At 60.8% G+C, this 16,726-nt stretch carries 14 protein-coding genes; 8 read left to right on the top strand and 6 right to left on the bottom strand.

Annotated features, from left to right (window positions below; genetic code table 11):
* The first annotated feature begins 357 nt into the window (after window positions 1-357).
* On the top strand, window positions 358-1,425 hold the full coding sequence (locus SGJ19_04640; GenBank protein MDZ4779519.1) for a hypothetical protein: 1,068 nt from the start codon (window positions 358-360) through the stop codon (window positions 1,423-1,425).
* Between the two features lie 225 nt (window positions 1,426-1,650).
* Window positions 1,651-2,538, top strand: coding sequence for a DUF6263 family protein (locus SGJ19_04635; GenBank protein ID MDZ4779518.1), 888 nt, complete (start codon window positions 1,651-1,653; stop codon window positions 2,536-2,538).
* Between the two features lie 36 nt (window positions 2,539-2,574).
* Here SGJ19_04635 and SGJ19_04630 read toward each other — a convergent pair whose 3' ends face one another.
* From SGJ19_04630 to SGJ19_04620, 3 genes are all read right to left on the bottom strand, one after another.
* On the bottom strand, window positions 2,575-3,282 hold the full coding sequence (locus SGJ19_04630; protein MDZ4779517.1) for an N-formylglutamate amidohydrolase: 708 nt from the start codon (window positions 3,280-3,282) through the stop codon (window positions 2,575-2,577).
* Window positions 3,269-4,513: a glutamate-cysteine ligase family protein gene (locus tag SGJ19_04625; GenBank protein MDZ4779516.1), complete on the bottom strand. Its 1,245-nt coding sequence runs from the start codon at window positions 4,511-4,513 to the stop codon at window positions 3,269-3,271. Before SGJ19_04625 ends, SGJ19_04630 begins: the two co-directional genes overlap by 14 nt.
* A gap of 172 nt (window positions 4,514-4,685) precedes the next feature.
* Complete coding sequence (locus tag SGJ19_04620) at window positions 4,686-6,404, bottom strand: proline--tRNA ligase (protein MDZ4779515.1); 1,719 nt, start codon at window positions 6,402-6,404, stop codon at window positions 4,686-4,688.
* 35 nt (window positions 6,405-6,439) lie between these two features.
* Here SGJ19_04620 and SGJ19_04615 point away from each other — a divergent pair, with 35 nt between their 5' ends.
* From SGJ19_04615 to SGJ19_04605, 3 genes are all read left to right on the top strand, one after another.
* Window positions 6,440-6,817: a hypothetical protein gene (locus SGJ19_04615; protein MDZ4779514.1), complete on the top strand. Its 378-nt coding sequence runs from the start codon at window positions 6,440-6,442 to the stop codon at window positions 6,815-6,817.
* Window positions 6,814-7,215, top strand: a complete 402-nt coding sequence (locus tag SGJ19_04610) for a type II toxin-antitoxin system VapC family toxin (protein ID MDZ4779513.1) — start codon at window positions 6,814-6,816, stop codon at window positions 7,213-7,215. The genes SGJ19_04615 and SGJ19_04610 overlap by 4 nt, the downstream gene beginning before the upstream one ends.
* A gap of 242 nt (window positions 7,216-7,457) precedes the next feature.
* Window positions 7,458-8,210: a hypothetical protein gene (locus SGJ19_04605; protein ID MDZ4779512.1), complete on the top strand. Its 753-nt coding sequence runs from the start codon at window positions 7,458-7,460 to the stop codon at window positions 8,208-8,210.
* 394 nt (window positions 8,211-8,604) lie between these two features.
* Here SGJ19_04605 and SGJ19_04600 read toward each other — a convergent pair whose 3' ends face one another.
* Window positions 8,605-9,690, bottom strand: a complete 1,086-nt coding sequence (locus SGJ19_04600; protein MDZ4779511.1) for a protein arginine kinase — start codon at window positions 9,688-9,690, stop codon at window positions 8,605-8,607.
* A 68-nt stretch (window positions 9,691-9,758) separates the two neighbouring features.
* Window positions 9,759-10,277, bottom strand: a complete 519-nt coding sequence (locus SGJ19_04595; GenBank protein MDZ4779510.1) for a UvrB/UvrC motif-containing protein — start codon at window positions 10,275-10,277, stop codon at window positions 9,759-9,761.
* 279 nt (window positions 10,278-10,556) lie between these two features.
* Here SGJ19_04595 and SGJ19_04590 point away from each other — a divergent pair, with 279 nt between their 5' ends.
* The 3 genes from SGJ19_04590 to typA all read left to right on the top strand — a co-directional run bounded on the left by SGJ19_04590 (window position 10,557) and on the right by typA (window position 14,273).
* Window positions 10,557-11,441, top strand: a complete 885-nt coding sequence (locus tag SGJ19_04590) for a hypothetical protein (GenBank protein MDZ4779509.1) — start codon at window positions 10,557-10,559, stop codon at window positions 11,439-11,441.
* A gap of 4 nt (window positions 11,442-11,445) precedes the next feature.
* A complete protein-coding gene (locus SGJ19_04585; protein MDZ4779508.1) occupies window positions 11,446-12,327 on the top strand; it encodes a DNA-formamidopyrimidine glycosylase family protein in 882 nt (293 codons plus the stop codon).
* Window positions 12,328-12,446: 119 nt separating this feature from the next.
* Window positions 12,447-14,273, top strand: coding sequence for a translational GTPase TypA (gene typA / locus SGJ19_04580; GenBank protein MDZ4779507.1), 1,827 nt, complete (start codon window positions 12,447-12,449; stop codon window positions 14,271-14,273).
* A gap of 224 nt (window positions 14,274-14,497) precedes the next feature.
* Here typA and SGJ19_04575 read toward each other — a convergent pair whose 3' ends face one another.
* Window positions 14,498-16,564, bottom strand: a complete 2,067-nt coding sequence (locus tag SGJ19_04575; protein ID MDZ4779506.1) for a redoxin domain-containing protein — start codon at window positions 16,562-16,564, stop codon at window positions 14,498-14,500.
* Between the last annotated feature and the right edge of the window lie 162 nt (window positions 16,565-16,726).

Below are 16,726 nucleotides of genomic sequence, written 5' to 3'. Positions count from 1 at the left end.
AACCGCTCACAAGAGCTCCGCTCTGAACAGTTGGTGTTCGATCAGGCGACCGCACGCCAGGCAAGACCCTTGTGATCCCATTCATCACTAGGATTGAGCACTTTTCGAGGTCTGGATTTCGACTCGTCCGTTTCGTGAAAGCGCAATTTGCGGACTGGGCAATCGGGTGAGCCGTGGGCAACCGCAAGTGGTGCGATGGCCGTGTTTTGACCGAAAGCAGAGTTGATTCCGCACCTTCGCTGTCTTACTGAATTGAGCCACGTCGCCCAGTTTAGTCAAACCTCCGGACCGCTCCGAAAGCAAGCTAGGCGAATTTACGGCCTCTGTTTGATCGCGGCATGCCTCTCGGCACAACCAGTGTCGGCATCGCTTTATCCGTTGGAGGGCCAGGACGGGCACACGGTCGCATCGGACGAGCAAACCGCGGAGCCGGCGCCGGACATTGACACGGAAGCGATCTCATCGGAATACGCATCCGAGGGGAGCAACTGCGGATCGTGCGACTCGTGTTGCGGCTGCGGGGACTGCTGCTCGCCGCTGCTGTCGTACACGGCATGTTGCCCGCCAGGCTGCTGGGACGGTTGCGGCTGCGCGAGCGAAAAGCTGTTGGGCTTGGTTTCCCGCACGGACTACTGCTTCAACGATTTCATCAGCCCAATCAGCAATCCGCTGTTCTTCGAAGACCCGCGGCAGTTGTCGGAAGCGCGGTTGATCTACGCCCATCATATCATTCCGGACAGCGCCCCGGTGTTGCGTGGCGGCGACGTTAACTACTACGCCATGCAGCTCCGCGCGCGATTGACCGATCGTTTGTCGCTCATCGCCACCAAGGACGGCTATATCGAGCTCGATTCGCCGGGAACCGGACATGTCGAGGGCTGGGCCGACGTGGCTGCGGGGTTGAAGTACACCGTGTTCCGCAACCCGGAACGCAAGTTCCTGCTGTCGACGGGGATGGTGTACGAGATCGACATGGGCCGCCACGAAGTCTTCCAAGGGGGCGGCGACGGCGAATTCCACTTCTTCCTGACCGGCGGAAAGCAATTTGGCTGCCGCACGCACTGGATTTCCGGCGCCGGCGTCCGCATCCCGACGAACCACACCGATCGCAGCCAAATGGCGTACTGGTCGAATCACTTCGACTACCAGTTCACCAACATGGTGTACGGCCTGGTGGAATTCAATTGGTTTCATTGGCTCCGCAGCGGCAACGGCGACCTCGGCACGGACGGTTTTGAAGGCCTGGACCTGATGAACCTCGGTAGCACGAATGTGGCCGGCAACGATATCGTCTCCTGCTGCGTCGGCAGCAAGCTGAAGCCCTACCGCAACGTCGAAATCGGCGCCGGCTGGGAGTTCCCGCTGACGCAACGCGACGACATTCTCGAAGACCGCTTCTACGCGGACTTCATCTTGCGATTCTAAACGCCTCCTATTGTGGGACGCGGTTCGCGCCGCCGGCGTCCCAGCCGGATAGGGCGGACGCGTAAACGGCATTTCCAGCGACGGGGCCAACGGCGGTTATTAGCCTTCGGGAGGGTTCGGAATTGCGAGGCCCACGCCGCGAACGCCCCAGCTTGCGTTGACCCCCGTCGCCGGCCGAGCTATATTCCCCGCCGAAATCCGGACTTCTGGCGAAAGGATGCGCTTATGGGCCGTGCCCCTTGGATGATTTGGGTTGCGCTGGCGACGAGTCTGGCTTGGGCAAATGCTGCCTCATCGGCTGAGCCAGGCGCCGGCGAGGCCTACACCTTGCGCTACAAGTTCCAGGTAGGCGAGAACCTCGTCTGGAAGGTCGAGCATCGCGCCCGGGTGCGAACCACGGTTTCCGGCAGCACGCAGACCGCCGACACGACCAGCATTTCCACGAAGCGGTGGAAAATCACCGCCGTCCAACCCGACGGCAAGTTCTCCTTCGTGCATTCGGTTGACTATGTCGACATGCGCCAGCAAATGAGCGACCGCGAAGAAGAGCGCTTCGATAGCCGCACCGACAAGTCATCACCGCCGGGCTTCGGCGACGTCGCGAAAGCAGTCGGAGTGCCGCTCACCGTGGCCACGCTCGACGCTCGCGGGGAAGTCATCAAGCGCGAGGAAAAGCAATCGCAGCCCAACGCCGAGAAAGGCCAAATGGCGATGCTCTTGCCGGAACAGGCCGTCACCGTCGGAGGAACCTGGAGGCAGCCGTTCGAGATCGACGTCGCTGCCAAAGACGGCGGCATGAAGCGCATCAAGGCGCAGCAGCTCTACACGCTCGAATCGGTGGCGAACAACCTGGCAACCATTCGCGTGGAAACACAATGGCTCACGCCGAACAGCGATCCGGCGATTGATGCGCAACTCATTCAGCGCGACACGTCCGGCACCGTCCGCTTCGATATCGCCGCCGGCCGCCTGGTCTGGCAACAAACCGACATCGACAAAAACATCGTCGGTTTCCAGGGCGACGCCAGCAGCATGCACTACACCACGCGCTTCAATGAGGAACTGCTGCCGACGGAAGCGAAGACGGCGGCGAAACCGAAGAAGGCGAAGTGAGGGAGGGAGGGAGGAGTAGAGGAGCAGAGGAGATAATCAGGAGTTGAGGGCCAATTGGAAAGTGGCGACGAGGACAGCCTGAAGTTCTTGCCAGGCGTTGTCCGCTTCGAGCGGCCAACGTTGATTTACTTCGAGTTCGACGCCGGCGTATTGTTCTGGCTCGTGGATCGTTCGCAGCGTGGTCGTGAATCCGTCGGTCGTACCGAGGTACGGATAGTTCCGCCGCACCGCGAGATCCGGCCGCGCGGCGTTGAGCGCCGCATGCCAGGCGTCGCAAAACGCGACTTCCGTCGGCGACTTCGGATCATACAGCAAGCCGATATCCGCGTTGCGCACTTCGCCATCGAGCACCGGCGTGAAACTATGCACCGATAAGTGCAGCACCCGCCGCTCGTCATGCACCAGGTCACGGATCTCCTTTTCCACCGCCGTGCGATAGGGCTCGAAATAAGCCCAGACCAACGCGTCGACCGTGCCCTCGTCAAGCGATTCCGTGATCTCCGATAAATGCCCTTCCTTGCGGAACGTGCGATTCAAATCGCAGAGCAGTCGAGTCGTCGTCGAGAAGTGCAGCGGCCAGTTGCCGACTTTCGCGAAGCGGCGCGCCAATTCCAGCGCGCCGGGATCATAGCCACGATGCGTGCTTAGCAACTCCTCGTGCCCGGCGAACAGCGCGGCGAACTCCTTCGGAACCTCGTTCCCGCCGTGCTCGCAGGTGACGACCACGGAATCAAACATCGCCATCGAACATCTCACCGGTCGCTAGGTTGTCGCACAGTCGGCCATACACGTCCGCGAGTCGGCCGCGCGACGGAGTTTCACCCGTTGCTCGCAAGATGCGCCGCGCCAAGGGGCCCCCATTGAGGATCGTCTCCAGCGCCTCACGCACCGGCGCATCGAGCTGTTCGCGGACATTCGTGCGCTCCGCCAATGCGTGCCAAACTTCGCCAGCCGTCAGTCCTTCCTGCTCCGGCAACCCGAACAATGGGGCATAACCCGGCATCGCGATCCGAGCCTGATCTCCTGCTTGCGCGACGCTCCGCAGCAATTCGGCAAGTGGCGCGGTCGCGACGGCCTGCTGCTCGGCCTGCGACGACCAACGCTCGTCTACCAATGCCTTGAGCACGGCGACGATCAGTTTCACGACCGCCAAATCAGCGGCCGGGCATTCGGCGATATCCAACACGCGGATTTCGATCGCGCCACGCGAGAATCGCGCGATCGCCCCGCGCGCATTCAGAAACTCGTCGCGTAGAATTCCCTCTGGATCGTGCGGTGCGATGTCGGCGTAGATGCGCTGAAAAATCTGGCGATCGTACTCGGCCTCGGTGAACGCCGGCTCGGGCACTACCGCGCCGGAAATCGACGGAATCTTGGCCGCGTTCGTGCGATAGGCCTCCAGGCGATAATCCAGAAACCCGCTGTTGCGGCATTCGACGATCGGAGAGCTGGCCGAAAGCGCCGGCAGAATCGGCAGCAACACGCGAATCGCCGCGTGCAATCGCCCGAACTCCTCGTCATTGGCGAACGGCAGGTTCACATGCACGCTTTGCAAGTTCGACCAGCCGTGGCCCGGGCAGCCGAATATCCGATCAAACGCTTCGTACACCGCGTTGTAATCGTGCGGCCAGAGTCGCGTCTCTGTCGCGGGGTTCATCCAGGGATGCATCGCCGAGGGCATCAACCGCGCGCCGAACGAGGCGAGATGTTCGTTGATCTTGCGGACCGACGCCTGAAACTGCGCCGCCAACCCCGCGAGCGATTCCGCCGGCCCGTTCGTCTTGAGCTCAATGACGTGCAGGACCAACTCGTTCGACCAGGCGACCGGGCCGAGTTCGACGTCCGAGACGATCTCGCCTGCCTGCGCGGCCAGCAATTGATCGGCGATCGGTCGCACGTCGAGCGACTCGGCGTCGACGATCATGTATTCCAACTCAACGCCGTAGCCGGCGAAGAGGCCAAGTTTTCGATCCATCGAGATTTGGCTCACCACGGAGTCACGGAGGCACGGAGGGGATCACGGGGAGGTCAAGAATGGCGTCGATAGTATTGCAGCATAGTCTCCTTTCGCTCCGCGAAAGGCCCGGCCTTTCGCGGAGCGAAAGGAGACTATGCCTCGGCGAATTGCCGGCTTCGCCTTGTCGGCGCTACTTTGCGGCGGCGACCAACGAGGCGATCTTTTCGACTGCGCCGGCGAGGGGGAGCATTTCGGCTTCTTTTTTCGTGCGCCATTTTAATTCGAGTTGCCCGTCCTTGAGGCCGCGATCGCCAATTACAACACGCAGCGGAATGCCGACCAGATCGCCGTCTTTGAACTTCACACCCGGGCGCTGATCGCGATCGTCCAGCAACACGTCGACGCCCTGGGCAAGAAGTTCATCGTGCAGTTGCTCGGCGACTTTCATCACTTCGGGGTCGGAGGCCTTGATCGGGCAGATCAGCACTTCGTACGGCGCGAGCGCCATCGGCCAGATAATGCCATCGGCGTCGTGCTGCGTTTCGATCAGCGCGGCGATGATGCGGTTCACGCCGATGCCGTAGCACCCCATGATGATCGTGCGAAGCTGTTCCTTCTCGTCGGAGAACCGCGCTTCGAGGGCATCACTGTATTTCGTGCCGAGCTTGAACACGTGCCCGACTTCGATCGCATGGCGCAAAGCCAGCTTGCCGGCACACTTCGGGCAGGGATCGTCGGCGTCCGCGTTGCGCAAGTCCGCAAAGTGATCGACGGTGTAGTCGCGCGTCAGATTCGCGCCGACGTAGTGCTTGTCCTGCTCATTGCCGCCGACGACCGCATTGCGCAGCGCGGCGACATCGTGGTCGGCCCAGCGTGGAATCTCCAAGCCTACTGGCCCGGCGAATCCAACCGGAGCGCCGGTCACGCGTTGAATCACCTCCGGCGTGGCAAGTTCGACCGATTTCGCGCCGAGTGCCCGGCGAATTTTCCCTTCGTTCGCCTCATGGTCGCCGCGCAGCAACACCGCGACGGGTTGCCCGTCGGCTTCGTAGATCATCGTCTTGATCATCTGCCGCGGCTTGCATTTCAAGAGCTTGCTGACTTGCTCGATGCTGGTCGTGCCGGGCGTATCGAGTTTCGTGAGCGGCTTCAAATCGCCCGGCTCGGCTTTCACGGTGCGATCGCCGGTGTCCGCCCGTTCCAAGTTGGCGGCGTATCCGCACGAAGCACAATGGACGACGCGATCTTCGCCGTTGTCGGCGACGACCATGAACTCGTGGCTGGCGTCGCCGCCGATGGGTCCGCTCTCGGCCTCAACCGGCAGATACTGCAAGCCGCAGCGCTCGAAGATCCGGCAATATGCCGCGTACATCTTGTCGTAGCTAGCGTTGAGCCCCTCGACCGAGGTGTCGAAGCTATAGGCGTCCTTCATCAGGAACTCGCTGGTCCGCAGAATGCCGAACCGCGGGCGTTCCTCGTTGCGGAACTTGGTTTGAATCTGATACAGCGTGAGCGGCAGTTGCCGATAGCTGGAGACGTGTTTGGCCACGAGATCGGTGACGACCTCTTCGTGCGTCGGCCCGAGCGCGACATGCACTTGCCGGCCAGCGCGGTTGAGCTTGAAGTTGATCAGCACGTTGCCGAACGCGGCCACGCGACCGGTGCGTTCCCAGAGTTGAATCGGCGTGAGCGCCGACATCAGCAACTCGACGGCCCCGGCGCGGTCCATCTCCTCGCGCACAATCCGCTCCGCTTTCTTGAGCGCCCGCAGCCCGAGCGGCAAATAGGTATACGCGCCCGCCATCACCTGGCCAATCAAGCCGGCGCGGAGCATCAACACATGGCTGGGGATTTCGGCCCCCTCGGGCAATTCCTTGAGGGTCGGGATCAACGTCTGAGACCAACGCACCGGGGGGCATCCTTTCGTTCGGGAAAGGTAGCAGTATGCAGGATGAACGCCACGCCGGGGAGGGCTATCCGGCTGGCTGGATGGAAGCGAAGCATGGCAAGCCGTCTTGCCTGAAGCGCCCCGCCGAGAGGTATAATAGCCCTGGAGACGTTCAACTCGCGGAGGGCTATGGCATGATGAAGAAATTACGCGGGGTGGTGCATGGGCGGACGGTGGAATTGGAGTCCGATCTCGGGATGGCGGACGGCGAAGTCGTCGACGTGATCGTATCTAGCCCCCGGCCAAAGCCGACACGCGAGGGGATTATGCGCGTGGCCGGCGCCCTAGCTGACGATCCGGAGTGGGATCAAATCATGGAAGAAATCTATCTGGCGCGCAAAGGTATCTACCGTCAGGCGTCACAAGAAAAATGAAATTTCTACTCGACACGGATATTTGCTCTGCGGTGATGCGTCGGCCGGCCGCGCTTTCGCATCGCTTCTTCCAGTACGGCATGGAAAATATCGCCATTTCGACGGTCACGCTCGCGGAACTTTCCGCAGGAGCATATCAGCGAGCCGACCCACAGAGGTTGCTGCGCTTGATCGACGATTTGCGATCGGAGATACGCGTGCTTGCCTTTGACGCACAAGCCGCTGAGGTCTACGGCTATCACTGTGGCCGGCTTGCGCGAAGAGGGCTTACCGCACCACAATTCGATTTGATGATCGCGGCCGTCGCCCTAGCACACGACTTAACTCTTGTCACGCACAATACGGCCGACTTCGAGCGGATACCGAACTTGCGCATAGAAGACTGGCTTAGTTCGTAGCCGCGACCTCTTCGACTTCGCCGCATTCCCCATCCTCGTTGCGGTCCGGTCAGTTGAGGCCGTTGGGCCGGCAGTTGTTCGCGACGCGGATGATCCCACCGGCCGCACTCCGAACGATTGACAATTAGTTTGACTTCGGTCTTCGCGCCGGTAGACTGCGAAGGACTTCCAGGGCGGGCTGGCGGTTGTTCCCTCGCTGAGGGCGGCGCAAGCTCGCGAGTTTTCTTACCAGAGGTACATCGATGCGACGGTCCGCGCTCCCCCTATTGGCTGTGATGTTGGCGTCCGTGCTGAATTCCCCGTTACGCGCCGACGACAAAGCGATGGCGATCCTGGACAAGGCCATTGCGGCCGCCGGCGGGGCGGAAAACCTCGCCAAGTTGAAGGCGGCGTCGTGGAAAGCCGAGGGGACGCTCAACTTTGGCGGCAACGAAAGCGAGTTCACCACCAGTGGCACGACGGCCGGACCGGACAAGTTGCGAACCGAATTCGAAGGGAATTTTGGCGGCAATCCGTTTAAGGCCGTCACGGTCATCGTCGGCGACAAGGGCTGGCGGAATTTCGCCGGCATGTCCTCGGAGTTGGACGCCAATGACCTGGCGAACGAAAAGCGGAATTTCTACCTCTCCTGGACGCCGGTAGCGCTGTTGCCGTTGAAGTACGCGGCGTTTCAGCTTGAATCGGCCGGCGAAGAGAAGGTAGGCGATAAGACGACCGACGTCCTCAAGATCACTGGTCCCGACAAGAAGGACTTCAAGCTGTACATTGACCGGGAGTCGGGCTTGCCGGTGAAGCAAGTGGCGAACGTGATCGGCTTCATGGGCGAAGAGGCCGAGCAGGAAACTACTTACGGCGAGTTCAAGAGTTTTGGCGACATCAAGCGATCGTCGCTGGTGGAGATTTCGCGCGACGGTCAAAGGATCATCAAACAGACGGTGACCGAGTTCAAGGCGCTCGACAAGGTCGACGAGGCGACCTTCACGGAACCGAAATAGCCGTCGCGTGAGGCGAGATTGCCAGCGTCAACGCGAAAAGTTGCGGCTGTTACGGAACTTCGACTCGGGAAAAAGTCGCGCTGCTTCAGCCAATTCTGATTCGCTGAGGAAGTTCTTGTTCCAGGCGGGAGTGGAGCGCTCGCCAAACACCCAGAGTAGTTCCGGCACGTTCGCGGGATTTCGGTCTGGTGTGTACATCATCGCCGCCGGGTGTTCATGTCAGAAACGCCCGGCGGTCGCCGATCCGCCTCCAACTGTACGCGATCCAAGAGAGCAACAAGGCCCAAACGCCCACGACGATCAGTAAGGACCGAAGGCGGAATCGAAGTCTCGGTTTAGACGCTAGACTTGACATAGCCGAGTGTCCTCTTCCGCGAGGCAAAATCGCAACCGCTTAATTCTTCTCCGCCGCCCCTTGCCCATCGGCCGGATTGAGATGCCGGCGTAGAAACCGGGCGCGTTCGATGTTGCGGTCGGCTGTGCTGAGCTCCGCGCCGCTGATCTTTTGCAGGTGCGCCGGTTGCGTGTAGATGAAGAGCTTGTTGACCGTGGGGATTTCCAGGTCGCGGATCAGGCCGAGGTTGATGCCCATCCGCACGCTGGATAGCAGCATCATGGTTTCTTCGGAACTGATCGTCTGCGCTGTGCGCAGAATGCCGTAGGCCCGGCTCACGCGGTCGTGCAGGTTCTCGTGGCTTTCCTTGACGAGGAAGTCGCGGGCTTTGCGCTCGTAGTCGATGATCGTCGGCACGACGTCGCCGACTTGCTTCACTAAGTCGTCTTCCGAACGCCCCAGCGTGATCTGATTGCTGATCTGGTAGAAATCTCCCATCGCCTGCGAACCTTCGCCGTAAAGGCCGCGCACAGCGAGGTTGATCTTCTGCAATGATCGGAACAGCTTTTCGAGTTGCCGTGTGATCACCAACGCCGGCAAGTGCAGCATCACGCTCACGCGCATGCCGGTGCCGACGTTCGTCGGGCACGCGGTCAAATAGCCAAACTGCTCGCTGAAGGCGTAGGTCACGCCGCTTTCGATGACATCATCGACCTGGCGAATCTGATCCCACGCCGCCTGCAAGCTCAGCCCGCTGTGCAACACCTGAATCCGCAAATGATCTTCTTCGTTGATCATCAGACTGACTTGCTCGCGCACGTCGATCGCCACGCCGCGGGCGCCTTCGGCCTCGGCGTGTTCGCGGCTAATCAGATGCCGCTCGACCAGAAACTGGCGATCCAGGCCCGCCATCTGATCGACGCTTAGGTACAGCAACTCGCCCGACTTTTGCATGCCCAACACGTGGTTGCGCAACGTGCGTTCAATTTCAGCGCGATCGGCCGTCGTGGCTTTCGTCACAAACGGAAATTCAGCCAGGTTACGCGCGAGGCGCACCCGGCTGCTGATGACGATATCGGACTCGGGACCTTCGCCCCGCAGCCATTCGCCGCTCGACTTAGCCAGATCTTCCAGTTCCACGAACATATTCCAGTTTGGTAAACCGCCGGCGATTGCTCGCCACGGTCAGTGCCTGCCCCGTGAGCTACTTCGACTTATCCTTCCGTCGCCGCCGCCTTGCCCTCGATGCGACGAATCTCGTCGCGAAGGTGCGACGCCTTTTCGTATTCCTCGCGCCGCACGGCTTCCGACATCTCGCGCCGGAGGCGAATTAAATCAGTTTGACGATCGGTGCCGCCTTGCAGCTTCTGCGGACGACGGCCCGTGTGTTCCGTTTCGCCGTGCACGTTCAGCAACAGCGGCTCCAGTTCCTTAGCGAAGAACACGTAGTCATGCGGACAGCCAAGCCGGCCCTTACTGCGGAATTCGTAAAACGTGATTCCGCACACCGGGCACGCCCGTTGATCGAGCTTGGCCAACTCTTCCGCCGTCTTGCCGACTTCCAATTGTTGCGAAAACAGATTGGACAGTCCCGACGCGGGTTGCGGCTCCGCCTCGGTTTGCGTGAGATACTCGCGCGCGCAAGCCTCGCAGAGGTGCAGTTCCTGGTGCTGGCCGCTGGCCAACTCCGTGATATGGAAGGTGGCCGGTTTTTCGCAACGCTGACACTTCATCGCCGCCTCCGACCGATCGGTGAAAGCGCAAGACTGCGCGCCTGATTTCCTCGCTTCGCCAGTGGGATTCTAGCAATGGCGCGGGGGGTGTCAAGGATTGAGCACGACGCGGGACAGCGTCCTAAATCCAAGCGATCCCAAGGGATACGCGCCCGAGGCGATGTTGCTTCGCTGCTTGTTGCGTTAACAGGTCCAGGATCCAATGATGGCACTCGCCGAGCGCCGGAGATAGAATTCCAGGAACCTAGATTTTTTACTCACTCATCGCCGAATTCGCTCATGACTCGCTCCGTCTGGTTGCCGTGCCTGGGATTTCTGCTCATCTTGTTCCCCTCGTTCGCTAGGGCGCAGGAAAACAGCCGCGTACTTCAACTGATGGCGTCCGCCGAAAAGGCCCTCGACGCCGGGGAAACGACCACTGCGTTACGGCTTACGGACGACGCCCTCGGCATTACGCCACAGAACGCGGAACTGCTCGCCTTCCGTGCGCGCGTGCTGGCGGCCACGCATGACTACGCCGGCGCGATCAGCGACGCCGACCAGGTCGTCAAAATGGCGCCCAAATGGGTCGCCGCCTATGACTCCCGGGGAAGCTTCCGCTTCATGGCGGGAGACTTCACCGGTTCGCTGGAGGATTTCGACAAGTCGATCGAACTGCGGCCCAAGAGTGCGGCGGAACATTGGCAACGGGGCATTTCCCTGTATTACGCCGGCAAGTACGAGGCCGGACGCGATCAATTCGCCGCCTACCAAACCTTGGACGGCTCCGACGTCGAGAACGCCGTCTGGCACTATCTCTGCAATATCAAGCTGGTCGGCAAGGACCAGGCGAGGCAGGAAATTCCCGCCACAAAGTTGGATCGCCGCGTCCCCTTGATGAAGGTTTACGCGCTCTTCAAAGCGGAAACCACGGTCGAAGACGTAGTCCGCGCCGCGCAAGATGTGGGCAAAACCGAAGAGGAAAGTCGCACCCGCAACTTCTATGCGAACCTGTACCTAGGGCTTTATTACGTCACCGAAGACCAACCGGGCAAAGCCCTGGAACATTTGAAAGCCGCTTCGATCCCAGCTCACGAAAAGTCTGGCTACATGTGGCACGTGGCCCGCATTCATGCTGGGCTGCTGGAAAAAGAAGTGGCCGACGAGACGACCGCGAAACCCTAACGCAATGCCCGAGCTGCCGGACATCGTCGTCTACATTGAAGCGCTCGAGCAGCGCATCGTCGGCGAACCACTGGAACGCTTGCGACTCCACTCACCCTTTTTGCTGCGGACTTTCGAACCGCCCCCCGAATCCTTCCACAGCCGCCAGGTGCGGGCGATACGCCGGATCGGCAAGCGAATTGCCATCGGGTTCGACGAAGAACTGTGGATCGTCCTGCACCTGATGATCGCCGGCAGACTGCATTGGAAACCGCCCGGCGCCAAACTCTCCGGCAAGTTCCAACTCGCCGCCTTCGACTTTCCCACCGGCACCTTGTTGCTCACCGAGGCCGGCGCCAAACGTAGGGCGTCGTTGCACCTGGAGCAAGGCGAAGCGGCCGTTGCACGCCATGACCCTGGCGGACTCGAAGTGCTGACCGCCACGCGCGACGAATTCGCCGCCCGGTTGCAGGCCAAGAACCACACGCTCAAACGTGCCTTGACCGATCCCGCGATCTTCAGCGGCATCGGGAACGCCTATTCCGACGAAATTCTCCATCGGGCCCGGCTCAGCCCGTTTCTTTTGTCCCAGAAACTGTCGGGCGACCAAATCGATCGCTTACACGCAGCGATCGGCGAAGTCTTGCAGGAATGGATCGCGCGACTGCGGATCGAGACGGGAGGCCAGTTCCCAGAACACGTCACCGCCTTTCGACCGGAAATGGCCGTCCACGGCCGGTTTGGGAAGCCCTGCCCCGTCTGCGGCGCGCCCGTGCAACGCATCCGCTACGCCGAGAATGAAACGAATTACTGCCCTGGTTGCCAGTCCGGCGGCCAGGTCCTCGCGGACCGCTCGCTCTCCCGGCTACTTAAAGACGCTTGGCCAAAGCGTTTAGAGGATTTATAGCCCGGCGGAGCTCGCCGAACCCTCGCAAAGGCCTCATCGCAAGTGGCCTATCCGGTTGGTCAGGACCGGGGTAGGATTGATGGATTATCTCGGATTCAGAGGCCTGGCTACAGGAAGTTATGCGTCGCGAAGACATTCGAAACATCGCCATCATCGCCCACGTCGACCACGGCAAGACCTCGCTCGTGGATTGTTTGCTCCGTCAAAGCGGCGAATATCGCGCCAGCCAAGTGAGCGGAGACTGCATTCTCGATTCCAACGACCTGGAACGGGAACGCGGCATCACGATTCTGGCCAAGAACATTTCACTCCACTACAAGGGAGTGAAGATCAATATCATTGACACGCCGGGACACGCCGACTTTGGCGGCGAAGTGGAGCGTGTATTGCGGATGGCGGACGGCGCCCTGGTACTGGTCGACTCTGCCGAAGGTCCCATGCCGCAGACGCGGTTCGTGCTCTCCAAGGCGCTGGAATGCGGCCTCAAGCCGATCGTTGTTGTCAACAAGATCGACCGCTCCGACGCCCGGCCGCAGGAAGTGCTCAACGAGACCTTCGAACTGTTCATGGAGTTGGGCGCCGACGAGCACTTGGAAGATTTCTCCTATATTTTCTCTAGCTCGCGCGAAGGCTACGCCACGCACGATCCCAAAGTGCGCGGCGATTCAATCTCGCCTTTGCTGGATCTGGTGCTGAAAGTCATTCCGGGACCGGAAGTCGATCCGGATTCCGCGCTCCAGATGTTGGTCACCACGCTCGACTGGTCCGAGTACGTCGGCCGCATCTCCATCGGCCGGATCTCCTCGGGCAGCATCGCCAAGGGACAGCGCGTCGCGCTCATGCAGGCCGGCGACGTGGTCGAGCCGTCGAAAGTGATCTCCGTCCATGTGTTCGAAAAGCTCGGTCGCGTGGAAGTGCCCGAGGCGAGCGCCGGCGATATCGTGGCGATCGTGGGCATGGAAGAAGTGGAGATCGGTGACACGATCAGCGACATCGATAACCGCCGCGCCTTGCCGCGGTTGGCGGTCGACGAGCCGACGCTGGAAATGGTGTTCAGCGTGAATTCCTCGCCGCTGGCGGGACGGTCCGGCAAATTCCTTACCAGCCGGCACTTGCGCGATCGGTTGATGCGCGAATTGGAGCGCAACGTCGCGCTGCGTGTCGCGCCAGTCGAGGGTCGCGATGCTTACGCCGTCAGTGGCCGCGGGCTGTTGCATCTCTCGGTATTGATCGAAACCATGCGCCGCGAAGGCTTTGAGCTTTCCGTCGGCAAGCCGCGCGTGATCACGCGCGAGCGCGACGGTGTCGTCGAAGAGCCGTTTGAAACCCTGGTCGTGGAAGTGCCGCCGGATCGTCTGGGCGCCGTGATGGAATTGGCCGGCGCTCGGCGCGGCCAGATGACGCACATGCAGCAGCGCGGCGATTTGTCGCACGTGGTGTTCACGATCCCGGCGCGCGGATTGATCGGCTTGCGCACGCGTCTGTTAAACGCCACGCAAGGCACCGCGATCATCCATCATCGTTTCGACGGCTACCGTGAGCTGGAAGGCGACATCGGCACCCGCGCAAACGGCGTACTGGTATCCATGTTGCCTGGGAAAGCGGTCGCCTTCGGACTGGACGGCCTACAAGATCGGGCCGAAATGTTCGTCGGCCCCGGCGATGAAGTCTACGAGGGAATGATCGTCGGCGAAAACAGCCGAACTGGCGACATGACGGTCAATCCCACGAAAGAAAAGAAGCTCACCAACATGCGGGCTTCCGGCAGCGACCGCAACATCCTGCTCAAGCCGCCCCGCCAGATCTCACTTGAAATGGCGCTCGAATACATCGAAGACGACGAGCTCGTGGAAATCACGCCGGACAGCATCCGTCTCCGCAAGGTGATGCTGACGGAGCACGACCGCAAACGCGATCAACGCAAACGGGCGCCGGTCGGGGCATAGGCGGGATGAGCGGGCTGCAAGCTCTGTTGTGCGCGGGTCTCCCGACTCCGCATATCCGCTCGACCGAAGGTCTCCCAGTGCGCCACGGCGCGAGCGCGAACCAACTACCAGCGACGGGAGACCTGCGGTCGGCTCGCGTGCGGGGTCGGGAGACCCGCGCACAACAGTAAGGTATCCGCGGGGCTGAGTCCCATGACTCCTGCCTGACACGCTTGGCGATCAACTCACTTCATAGCGCGTCGTTGCAACAACATCCACTCGATCAACTCCGGCTGCAAGTACGCCTGCTGTGCCGATTGAGTATGGGTTAAGCCCGAGAACTCGGTATAGAGCGGCTTGCCTTCCTTGGCTTGGACCGCGCTCAACATGTCGCGCGAATGGCTGGCCGCGATCATCTCGTCGTCGGCGCTGTGAAACGCCCAACACGGGAGCTTCGCAAGTTTTTCCGCTTGTTGAGGCTGCCAACCGTGCGCGATCGGCACGATCGCGGCCCAACGCTCGGGATGCGCAGCGCCCAGACTCCACGTGCCTTCGCCCCCCATCGAGAAACCGGACAGAATGATACGATCCTTGTCGATCGGATATACTTCCTGCACGCGATCAAGAATACGCAACGCACGCTGGCCGCCGCTGCGTTCCGCCTGCCAGTCCTCGCCATTGAGTGCTTGAGGAAAAATGGCGATCAACGGAAATTCGTTATCCATGGACGCCAGAGCGGCAGGCAATCCCTGTCCCAGGTGCCGCTTGCCGTCGGAACCTTGAGCGCCGTCCCCGTGTAAGAACAAGATTGCCGGAAACTTTGCACCCGACTCGACCTGCAATGGTTGATAAACGACGTACTTGCTCGCGCCGAGCTTGGCGTCTTGGAAATCGAATGTGCAGAATCGCGGATCGTTGGCAATGCTGTCGCCGTCAGGGCGAGCGTCGTTAGCTTGCGTTGGCGTGCTCTTGGCGATCGCGGCCAATTCCTTGGCGACGGCCGCCATCTCATCGGGCGGCAACGCGTTGTCCGCCGCGTCGACCAACAACTCGATGGCAGCATCGAGCAATTCGTTCGGCGGCGGGCCGATCCAGCGACGGCGGATCACCCCGTGATGGTCGATCAAATAGAGCGTCGGATAGCCGAGGATTCGCCACTCTTCCGTAATCTGCGAACCATTTGGCAAGTGGTTTTGAATTGACGGCCACGTCATCTGATGCTCTTGCGCCGCGGCCGTTGCCAGCTCAATCTCGTCATCACAGTTCACGCCGACCAACGCGAATTTGCGATTCGCGAAGCGCGACACCAGTTCCCGTTCCTGCGGTACCAATTGCATGCAGGGATAGCACCACGTGCCCCAGAAGACCACGAGCGTCGCTTTGCCTTGAAAATCCTTTAGGTGGATCTCGTTGCCATTCAGATCGACGCCGTGTAGGTCCGGCGCAGGCTTCCCCGTGGCGCGAAACCGCAACTCGGACCGTTGCCGTTCGGCCAGGTCGCGGTAATTCTGTTCGATCGACAGATAGCCGTAGGGCGTTTTACCGTCGAAGTCCGCGAGGAATTCCTCGAACAGCGACAGGGCCTCCTCTTGACGCTCCTCGCCGACCGACATGGCAAGTTGCGCCTTGGCGAACTGTGCAGTGCATCGCACCGCGCGGTCCTGGTTCTTTTCCAGGATGGCGTCGAGATGCGACTCGAAGTCCTGAGTCCAGGGCGTGCGATTCCAAACGGTCATCGCCATCGTTTCACAAAACGGCGTGATGTCCGGGCTGACCGCAAAGTGATCGCGAATCAGGTCGGCCGCGGCCACAAACGTCGGCGAAGGGGACTGCTCTTCGCCGGGCAACGACATTTGGCTCACACGAGCCGCCAGCGCCGCCGCCTGGGGATGATCCGGCTGTGCCTTGAGGCGCTTTAACAGCAACGGCGCTTGGTCGTCAAGTTGCTGGAAGTTCCCAAGATGTCGATAACAAGCAGCGTCGATCAGTTCGAGATCGCCCTCCTCCAGGAATTTTCCGATCCGTGCTTGCATCGCGCCATCTCTGTCCTGATCGGATAGTCGGGTTGCCGCCAAGAGCAGGCAAGTCGCGCCGCCGACGGTGTTGGGATGGTTGTCGGCAACTTGCACGCAACGGCCGAATAGCGCCTGTTTCTCATCCGACGAAAGCCGGCCAGAAGCTTGCAACTCGCTGCGAATTTGCGTCATCGCGCGAATGTCGGCGGGGCGAAAGGGATCGAAAATGACGATCCAGGCAGCAATCAGAAACAACAGGAAGAGCCCGCCCAGCACATACGCGATCCGACGCAGCATACATCGTCTCCCAAGAGGTCCAACGTCATGAATGCGCCGCAGTCGGCGTGTATCGATCCAGAGACGAATGGCACTGTCGCTTGTCTCGCTTGATCTTACGACGAGTGGGCTTTTCCTGCGAGCAGTGTGGTGCGGGCTAGGTGGCGTGGCTGGGTCAGCAGT

This window comes from Planctomycetia bacterium, from assembly GCA_034440135.1.
In the GTDB taxonomy this organism is placed as follows: Bacteria; Planctomycetota; Planctomycetia; order Pirellulales; family JALHLM01; genus JALHLM01.
The sequence above is the reverse complement of the archived record's forward strand: the minus strand, read 5'-3'. Positions and strand labels throughout refer to the sequence as shown.